The organism is Gammaproteobacteria bacterium (assembly GCA_032250735.1).
Classification (GTDB): domain Bacteria; phylum Pseudomonadota; class Gammaproteobacteria; order SZUA-152; family SZUA-152; genus SZUA-152.
Genome location: JAVVEP010000054.1, coordinates 1 through 9451, shown reverse-complemented (window position 1 = coordinate 9451; position 9451 = coordinate 1). Strand labels below are relative to the sequence as shown.

Here is a 9451-nt window from a genome sequence, read left to right as displayed (position 1 = left end):
CGGCCAGCGTTTCACCCAGGCGGAGCCGCTACAGGTGAGCGCGCCGATGGAGTGCGTGTTCGTCGATCATCCCGATCAGGTAATCCTCGAGGACAGCGGCAACCAGCGCCAGATCGTGATGCAGAAGAGCAACAGCGCCAGCACGGTCATCTGGAACCCGGGCCCCGAAGGTGCTAAAGGCTTTACCGACATGCCCGACGATCAGTACGCGCACATGGTCTGCGTTGAGGCAGCCAATGCGCTGGATAACGCCTACACCCTCAAGGCGGGGGAATCACACCGCATGGCGATGACTATCGCGGTGCGCTGAGTCTACGTTCCGATTCCCTATCACCTTGAGTTCGCGAAGTACCCCGGTGCTGTCGGCGCGGGCGAGCGTTACGGGGTCTGCCGATCGGCATACAGAGCCACGCCAGCCAGCAGCGTGGCGATCAGGATCCCGGCGCCGATCCAGCCGGCCAGGGTGTCGGTGTGCAGACCCCGATCGAGCAGGCTGCCGAGCAGCGGCGGGCCGATCGCCGTCGAGAGGATCATGACCGCCTGCAGCAAGGCCCGGATCGCGCCCAGATGGGCCAGGCCGTAACGTTCGGCCAGCAGGGGCGTCAAGGCGCTGGAATTGAATCCCAGCCCCAGTCCCAGCAGCGCCGGCCACAGCAGTGCCGCACCGGTGCTGTCGAACAGGGCCAACACCACCATGGCGGCGATCAACGGCAACAACGAGGGAACGAACAGGCGGGTGGCGGTGAGGCGGTCCACCAGTGGCCCGGCCCCCAGCAGCCCACCCACATGCCCGACAGCGAACAGCGCCAGCCCCGAGGCGACCAGTTCGGTCGTCCAACCCTTGGCCTCGGCCAGCGGGATCTGGTGAAAAAAGGCGATGGTGACCGTAAAAGGCGCCGCCATGGCGGCCGGCACCAGCAACACGAAGCGCCAGTCACGCACCACCTCGCGACGTGACCAGTCGCGTGAATAGTGCGGTTCCCGGATCTCGACGGGCAGTTCACCGCCATGGGCGCCTTTTAACAACCAGAGTAACAGCGGTAAAAACAGCACCACCACGACACTGCCCACCAGCCAGAACTCGCGCCAGTGCAGGTAGGCCAGCGCAATGACGGCCGTGGCCGGGAAGACCGCCTCGGCCAGCGGCAGGCCCATGGCGGCAATCGAGACCGCCTTGCCCCGTCCGCCGTGGAAACGTTGCGCCATGGTGGTCAGGGCGATATGGGTCATAAGTCCCTGGCCGCCCAGGCGTAATAAAAACAACGCGAAGATTAACACTATGAGCGTGTGACTGACACCCAGCAATAGACAGCCAGTGATCAGCAGCAGTGCGGTGCCACTCAAGAACAGTCGCAGATCGCTGCGATCGTAGAGCTTGCCCAGCCACGTCAGCAGCAGGGCGCTAGCCAGAGTCGCGCCTCCATACACCAGCCCCAGTTCGCCGTGGCCGAGATCAAAACTCGCCCGCAGCTGGGGATTGAACAGGCCGATATAAAAGGTCTGGCCGAAACCGGAGAGCATGGCGGTCAGCAGCCCGAAGGCCAGCAGGCGCCGGTGTGCCCACAAAAAGGCCAGGTAGTCGCGAGACAGGAGGCGTTTTGGCATGGCGGGCAGTCTATATAGCTGTTATGAATTCCGCTACAGCTTGGGCGGTGCGCAAAAGTTATACAACTATGTGCCAACTAAATGATTCTGGTTACATAGGGCGACTATAACCACCAAGCACACCTCGCTTGGAATAAACGAACTGCCACAACTGAATATCCCGGGCACGAAACGCACCGGCACAGCTCAATAGATAATAACGCCACATACGGTAAAAGGCCTGATCCATTTTGTCACTGAATTGTGGCCATGCGGCCTCGAAATTCGCATGCCATGCCATCAGGGTTTTGTCGTAATCGGCACCAAAATTGTGCAAGTCTTCCATAACCAGCAGCCCCTCAGCCGCCCGGGTGATCTGGGTCAGGGCCGGCAAGTCGCCATTGGGAAATATGTATTTATCGATCCATGGATCCGGTGCGGTATGCGTTTCATTTTTTCCAATGGTATGCAGCAGCATCATGCCGTGATCGGCAAGACAACGCTCGGCCACTTCCATGAAAACCCGCAAGTTTTTTCGACCAACGTGCTCGAACATGCCGACACTGACGACACGGTCATATTGACCATAGGTCTCGCGGTAGTCTTGCAGCAGAAAATTCAAGGGCAGATCTTTATAGCGCTCTTTTGCCCATGCAGCTTGCTCTCTGGAAATGGTTACACCATCGCAGCTGACACCGTAATGTTCCGCCGCATAACCCATGAAACTTCCCCAACCGCAGCCGATGTCCAGCACCTTCATGCCGGGTTTCAATTCGAGTTTGCGGCAAATCATATCGAGCTTGGCTTCCTGCGCCTCTTCCAGGTTGTCGGCATCCTTCCAGTAACCACAGGTGTAGGTCATGCGCGGGTCGAGCATTGCCGCATAAAAATCGTTACCCAGATCATAATGCGCCTCACCCACATGCCAGGCACGGCGTACTGTCTGTAAGTTCAGAAAACGCGCACGCAGATCCTGTAGCCATATGCGCGCCGAACCAACCTCCTTGTCCAGACCAGCCTGAAGTATGCGATTAAAAAACTCGTCCAGCTGCTCGACATCCCACTGCGCGCGCATATAGGTCTCACCCAAGCCTAAATTTCCGAGCAGGGCGGCCTTGCTCAGTACTTCGGGGGAATAGAGCTGAATATCCCATGGCCTGTTGCCATTTATCTGGATATCGGCCTTCTCCAACATGGCAGACATCTTCCTGAACAATTTACTGTCATAATGATATGGCATTTCGGTACTACGTACGTTCATCAGCAATTCCCGTTTACAAGTAATTCGCTATGGGAAGTTCCATTTTCCCGCTAACTAAACCGACATGTTTGTCTAGATAGTCCTCAGCGCAGGATTAGCAGCGGTATTTGCGCCTGCATGATCATGCGGGTGGTGGTGCTGCCAACAAAGAAGCGACGCATTACCGAATGCCCAAAGGCCCCCATCGCCATCAGATGAATATCATGCTCATCTGCGTATCGGCAGATCACATTCGACACATCACCGCCACGAATGGATGTGGTGACATCAAAACCCTGCGCATCCAGCTTATTCCTGGCCTGATCCATCTTTGTCTGATTGCCGCCATTATCTTCAGCCACCATCAGCAGATGGGCTGGCAGCCCCTTGAGTAGTGGGCTTTTGGCAACCTTGTCGACAACCTTCTCGGCGGTGGCACTACCATCATAGGCAATCAAAATATTTTTCGGCTGTACGTATTCCAGTGGCGCGATAAGGAGTGGGGTTTTCAGGGTGGAAATCAGGCTTTCCAGGTGGCTGCCCACGTGGCGCTTCACCATATCGCCGTCCTTGCCCTGTTTACCCAGCACAACGAGACGTGCCTCGCTCTGCAAATCATTCAGCATCTCGGTTATTCGGCCATGGCGCAGCAGGCGCTCCGCCTCTTCAATTCCCTGCCCCGTGACTCGCTCAAGGGCATCGGCAAGAATGGCCTTGCCTTGCTCACGTAACAGGCGATTGCGCTGTTCCTCAATCTCGACCATCTCATTGAGCAATTTCTTGCGATTATCGACGGCCAGGTTGCCACTGTAGTCAGCCACCTTGTCCGCATGGGGTGTACGCACCACATGCAGCAAAGCCAATCGCGCGGCCAGGCGCTTACTGGCCCAGGCGGCGTGATCACAGACTGACTCGGAGGAGCGGGAACCGTCGATCGCAGCTATCACCTTATCCGTCATCTCATCCTCCTCGCAGTGGCTAGTGGCCGCCCATCAATTTTTCCACCGCATCCGGCTTGTCATGAATGGCATACCGGTCAACGATAGTCGCACTGGCTTCATTCAGGCCCTTGAGCTCCACCTCGGTACCGTTTCGCCTGAATTTGATCACCACCTTGTCCAGAGCGATTACGGCGGTAATATCCCAAAAATGGGCATTGCACAGGTCGATCTCGACCTTGTCCACCGCCTCGCCGAAGTCGAATGATTCAATAAACTCGTCGGCTGAGGCGAAGAACACCTGCCCCACAACGCGGTAGTGACGGGTCTCACCATCCTCGCTCAACTCGGAGGCGACATACTCGAACTGGGCCACCTTGCGAGCAAAGAACATCGCCGCCAGCAGCACCCCAACCAATACGCCATAGGCAAGGTTGTGGGTGAAGACTACCACCAACACCGTGGCAACCATTACGATATTGGTGGTAAGCGGATGCTCCCTGAGGTTGCGTAGCGACTCCCAGTTGAAGGTACCGATAGCGACCATGATCATCACTGCCACCAGCGCCGCCATCGGAATCTGCGCCACCCACTTATCGAGGAAGACCACCATCAGAATCAACACAATTCCCGAGATCAGGGAAGACATGCGGGTACGGCCCCCGGATTTGATGTTAATCACCGACTGGCCGATCATCGCACAGCCGGCCATGCCACCAATGAAGCCGGATGCGATATTCGCCACACCCTGGCCCTTGCACTCTCGGTCCTTGTTGCTGGTGGTATCGGTGAGATCATCTACGATGGTTGCGGTCATTAGCGACTCCAACAGACCCACCACTGTCAGGGAAATAGCATAGGGCAGGATGATCAGAAGAGTCTCCAGATTCAATGGAATATCCGGCAGCAAAAAGACCGGAAGGGTATCGGGCAGCTCGCCCATGTCGCCAACGGTGCGAATATCCACGTTCAGCACCATGGCGATCACCGTCAGCACCACAATAGTCACCAATGGCGAGGGCACGGCCTTGGTGACCATTGGCAGCAGATAGATAATCGCCAGGCCGCCCAGGGTAAAGGCGTACACATACCAGGTGACACCCTCATAGAACAGTTCGGGCAGCTGAGCCATGAAAATCAGGATCGCCAGTGCGTTAACGAAGCCCACCACTACCGAACGGGAGACGAAACGCATTAGAGAACCCAGCTTTATATATCCTGCAATGATCTGCAGGATACCGGTAAGAATGGTGGCAGCCAGCAGATACTCCAGGCCGTGCTCCTTGATAAGGATCACCATCAACAGCGCCATCGCGCCGGTTGCACCGGAGATCATCCCGGCACGTCCACCGGTAAAGGAAATCACCACGGCAATACAGAAGGACGCATAGAGCCCGACCTTGGGGTCAACCCCGGCGATGATGGAAAATGCGATCGCCTCGGGGATCAGTGCCAGCGCGACCACAATCCCGGCCAAGGTGTCGCCACGGATATTGGAAAACCAGTTTCGTTTAATGACATCGAGCATATAAAACAACCTGTCACAGCATGGCTGTATATTGCATAGAGCAATGACAGACCAAAGGTCGGGGGGAAGGCATAGGCCCTTGATAAAAAATAATTATGACGTAGCAGAGCAAGCTCGACCCGCAGGAAGGGCTAAACAGGATAAGCGGCGCTACTTGGGTAACACGAGGGAGCCGTTACATCGCATAAATAATCTTTCTGAATCAACGGAAATTGAGATGGTACTACGGCGGGGTGATGTTTTTCATAGCCGCGAATTATAGAGAGTAACGTACTTGAACACAAGGGCAATTATTAATTTAACTTATTAAGTTCTGACCCGGTAAGCCGCATCAGGGAAACTCTGAAAAAATTCAGCTACCGTGGCAACGCCACAAACACACTACATCTCGACAAAGAGCAGAGGAGCCTCAAGCGTGCAAGCGCGAGGCTTACCTGGGTTAAAATGTAACGTCAGCTCATGAAAATGGAGAAAACGAACCCCGTATGAGTACTGCTGAAACCGAATAAAAGGCTCGCCTGGAAGACTGTCAGACGAGCTTCCGCGACGCGCTTGCCCAGATTGACATACGGCTCAACGACTACGCGCAGGAGATCAAGACCCGCAAGGAGTACCTGTGGGAAGCTCGGCGCGACATGGATCACATCGAAAAGATCGCGGTACGCCAAGCCATCGAGCAGACCCTGAACTCCGCCGAGGCGATCAAGGCGCAGCGGCAGAAGCTGCACAAGCTGTTACGCTCGCCTTACTTCGGTCGCTTCGATTTCCACAAAAGCGGCGAAGCGAATAGTGAACCGGTCTACATTGGCGTACACCATTTCCGTGACGAAGCGGCGCGCGAAACCCGGTGCGGTTCAGAGACCTTCTTCAAGCGCCGGTCACGCCAGGCGGCGATATCCGTCGGCGCGAGCATGCGCAACGACACGTCAGCGATTGGATCGCGGAGAATGACGTTGATCATCCTCTGCTCCCGGACAACACCATGCTTCTTCGAACTGACCTCGCGGCTGTAACGATCGAGCAGTTCATGGAACGGCTTATTCGGCACCTTGCCAGACGAGTCTTCCCGCAACCTGGTCTCTTCTTGTGCCGCCCAGGCCTGGGCCTCCAGCCTGGTGGTGAACGTCGCCGATGTGCGCGCGCCTTTAATGCAAACTTCCGCACGCCAACCGCCGTTCCGCTTAGTTGTAAAAGGTTGATTTTTAATAGTGGTGCCCGGGGCCGGAATCGAACCGGCACGGAGTTTCCCCCGAGGGATTTTAAGTCCCTTGCGTCTACCAATTTCGCCACCCGGGCGTTTGGCCGGATTGTACAGATTGAGGAGGGGGAGACAAAGAAAGAAAATGGAGGCTGGGCCCGGAGTCGAACCGAGGTCCACGGCTTTGCAGGCCGCTGCATAACCACTCTGCCACCCAGCCATGACGTGCAGTTGAACTTGGTACTATACCCGTGCGCTCTACTGGCGTGAATGCCGGCGAATCCGGGTAAAAAAAACCCCGGCCTGGTACCGGGGTCTGGTATTTGGAGCGGGAAACGAGATTCGAACTCGCGACCCCAACCTTGGCAAGGTTGTGCTCTACCAGCTGAGCTATTCCCGCGTCTAAAGAGAGCGCATATTGTATGGATGTAGCGCCTCCTGTCAACTCCGAAAAATGCCCTCAGGCGTGCTTGCTGTCCGCCAGCACCGGCCAGGCGGCTTTCAGATAAATCACCATCGACCAGAGAGTTAGCGCGGCGGCGATATACAGCAGCAGAATCCCCGCTTCATGGATCGGCAGGCCCCACAGGGGATCGCGGTACAACAGCAGCAACAGGGCGATCATCTGCACCGTGGTTTTGATCTTGCCGATTACGGAAACTGCCACCTGGGCCCGCTCGCCGATTTTCGCCATCCATTCGCGCAATGCCGATATGGCAATTTCGCGGCCTACGATGATCGACGCCGGGATCACGAACCACCAGTGCGGATTGTCCTGCACCAGCATGATCAGAACCACTCCGACGATAAGCTTGTCCGCCACCGGGTCGAGAAATTCGCCGAACGCGGAATGTTGTCCAAGCCTGCGCGCCAGGTAACCGTCGAACCAGTCGGTCAGCGCGGCGACGACAAACAACGCCGTGGCGGCTTCGTTGGCCCAGTGCACAGGGAGGTAAAATACCACCACCAGCACCGGGATCACCATGATGCGCAGCATGGTCAGAATGTTGGGAATGGTCCATACCATCCGCGCAGTGTATCAAGTGTCGCCGTGAAAAGTATCGTAGATTTGCTGCGCCAGGGCACGACTGATCCCGGGCACGCGACACAGATCGTCCACGCCCGCCCGGGTCACTTCCTGCATTCCACCGAGTTGCTTCAACAATTGCTGTCGGCGCCGCGGGCCGACACCCGGTATGCCTTCCAGTGGCGAAACGTTGCGCGCTTTGGCGCGTCTCTGGCGATGACCCGTAATGGCGAACCGATGCGCCTCGTCGCGAATCTGTTGAATCAGATGCAGCGCCGGGGACGTCGGATCCAGGTCCAGCTCGCGATGCTGCGCGGGAATATGCAGGATCTCCATGCCCGGCCGTCGCTCCGCTCCCTTGGACACGCCGACCAGCAGGATCTCGACGATCTGCAGTTCTTCCATGACTTTCTGTGCCGAAGTCATCTGGCCTTTTCCGCCATCGATCAGCACCAGATCGGGCAGCACGCAGTCTTCTTTCTTCAGGCGCGTGTAGCGCCGCAGCAGGGCCTGCTCCATGGCGGCATAGTCATCGCCAGGCACGATATTACGGATGGTGAAGCGCCGATAGTCGGACTTTCTGGCACCTTCCCGGTCAAACACCACGCAGGATGCAACCGTGCCCTCGCCCTGTGTGTGGCTGATATCAAAGCATTCGATGCGATTCGGGATCTCATCCATGCGCAGCAGTTCGCGCAGCTCCTGCAGGCGCCGCGCCATACCGGCCTGACTACCCAGACGCGCCGCCAGTGCCTGTTCGGCATTCTTCACGCCGAGCGCCAGCCAGCGGGCTTTCTCACCGCGTACCCGATGCACCAGACTGACCTTGCGGCCGGCTTTCTCGCTCAGCACCTGCATCAACAGATCGCTGTCTTCCAGAGCATGGTTGGTAATCAGTTTTGCAGGGATCGGATGCGTCAGGTAGTACTGCGCCACGAACGCCGATAGCACGTCAGTCACATCCGCTGCGGCCGGGATCCTGGGGAAAAACTTGCGGTCGCCGAGGTTGACGCCATTGCGGATAAAGAACACCTGGACACAGGCCACGCCGCCGGACACCACCGCAGCCACGATATCCACATCACCCGATTCGCCGCTGACATACTGGCGCTCCTGCACGCGGCTGAGGCTGGCGATCTGGTCACGATAAATCGCGGCCCGCTCATAGTCCTGCTGCGCCGACGCCTGCTCCATGCGTTCCACCAGTTCGTTTTTCAGCACAGCACTCTTGCCTTCGAGAAACAGCACGGTATGCCGTACATCCTCCGCATACTCTTCGGCACTGATCAGTCCCACACAGGGTGCGGTGCAGCGTTTGATCTGGTACTGCAGACACGGCCGGCTGCGATTGCTGAAAAAGCTGTCCTCGCACTGGCGTACCCGGAACATGCGCTGTAGCAGGTGCAGACTTTCGCGCACCGCCCCGGCATTGGGATAAGGACCAAAGTAACGTCCCTTGCCACGGCGCGCGCCGCGATGCACAGACAGGCGCGGAAACTCATCCTGCAGGCTCAGATAAACATAGGGATAACTTTTGTCATCCCTGAGCAATACGTTGTAGCGCGGCCGGAGCGATTTGATCAGGGTGTTTTCGAGGATCAGCGCTTCTGATTCGGTGTTGGTCAGCATGATCTCGACGTTGTGCATGTTCTGCATCAACGCGCGTGTCTTTGGCGCCAGCCCGCTGCTGCGAAAATAGCTGGAGACGCGGTTCTTCAGGTTGCGCGCCTTGCCAACGTACAGCACTTCCCCGTCGCTCCCGAGCATACGGTAGACTCCCGGACCCGAAGTCAGGTTGCGCAGGAAAGACTTTGCGTCGAAAACGTGTTCCGGTGCGGTTTCAGCCATTGACCCGAGACGTCAGGCGCGTTCGAGCAGGCTGCGGACGCGCGTGAAGATGTTTCTGAACATGGCGTCGGTGAGGCGCCTGGTCTGG

General features: G+C 57.2%; 8 protein-coding genes and 3 tRNA genes. 2 read left to right on the top strand and 9 right to left on the bottom strand.

Annotation, left to right across the window (positions count from 1 at the left end; translation table 11 throughout):
• Positions 1-310 (top strand): D-hexose-6-phosphate mutarotase (locus RRB22_15665; protein ID MDT8385836.1); only part of this gene is annotated, 310 nt, incomplete at its 5' end.
• A gap of 68 nt (positions 311-378) precedes the next feature.
• On the opposite strand, the gene RRB22_15660 is transcribed toward RRB22_15665, so the two are convergent.
• The 4 genes from RRB22_15660 to RRB22_15645 all read right to left on the bottom strand — a co-directional run bounded on the left by RRB22_15660 (position 379) and on the right by RRB22_15645 (position 5290).
• Positions 379-1605 carry an MFS transporter gene (locus tag RRB22_15660; protein ID MDT8385835.1) on the bottom strand — a complete coding sequence of 409 codons (1227 nt, stop codon included), beginning with the start codon at positions 1603-1605 and terminating at the stop codon, positions 379-381.
• Between the two features lie 91 nt (positions 1606-1696).
• Positions 1697-2824, bottom strand: coding sequence for a cyclopropane fatty acyl phospholipid synthase (gene cfa / locus RRB22_15655; protein MDT8385834.1), 1128 nt, complete (start codon positions 2822-2824; stop codon positions 1697-1699).
• A 104-nt stretch (positions 2825-2928) separates the two neighbouring features.
• Positions 2929-3783, bottom strand: a complete 855-nt coding sequence (locus RRB22_15650) for a universal stress protein (protein MDT8385833.1) — start codon at positions 3781-3783, stop codon at positions 2929-2931.
• Positions 3784-3802: 19 nt separating this feature from the next.
• A complete protein-coding gene (locus RRB22_15645) occupies positions 3803-5290 on the bottom strand; it encodes a SulP family inorganic anion transporter (GenBank protein ID MDT8385832.1) in 1488 nt (495 codons plus the stop codon).
• A gap of 635 nt (positions 5291-5925) precedes the next feature.
• On the opposite strand from RRB22_15645, the gene RRB22_15640 reads away from it, so the two are divergent.
• Positions 5926-6303 carry a hypothetical protein gene (locus RRB22_15640; protein MDT8385831.1) on the top strand — a complete coding sequence of 126 codons (378 nt, stop codon included), beginning with the start codon at positions 5926-5928 and terminating at the stop codon, positions 6301-6303.
• A 196-nt stretch (positions 6304-6499) separates the two neighbouring features.
• Here the strand turns inward: RRB22_15640 and RRB22_15635 are convergent.
• The 5 genes from RRB22_15635 to uvrC form a co-directional block, all read right to left on the bottom strand.
• Positions 6500-6586: transfer RNA gene (locus RRB22_15635), tRNA-Leu, on the bottom strand.
• A 48-nt stretch (positions 6587-6634) separates the two neighbouring features.
• Positions 6635-6708: transfer RNA gene (locus RRB22_15630), tRNA-Cys, on the bottom strand.
• A 104-nt stretch (positions 6709-6812) separates the two neighbouring features.
• Positions 6813-6888, bottom strand: a tRNA-Gly gene (locus RRB22_15625).
• A gap of 60 nt (positions 6889-6948) precedes the next feature.
• Complete coding sequence (pgsA, locus tag RRB22_15620; protein MDT8385830.1) at positions 6949-7515, bottom strand: CDP-diacylglycerol--glycerol-3-phosphate 3-phosphatidyltransferase; 567 nt, start codon at positions 7513-7515, stop codon at positions 6949-6951.
• A gap of 12 nt (positions 7516-7527) precedes the next feature.
• Positions 7528-9363, bottom strand: coding sequence for an excinuclease ABC subunit UvrC (gene uvrC, locus RRB22_15615; protein MDT8385829.1), 1836 nt, complete (start codon positions 9361-9363; stop codon positions 7528-7530).
• Positions 9364-9451: the final 88 nt, after the last annotated feature.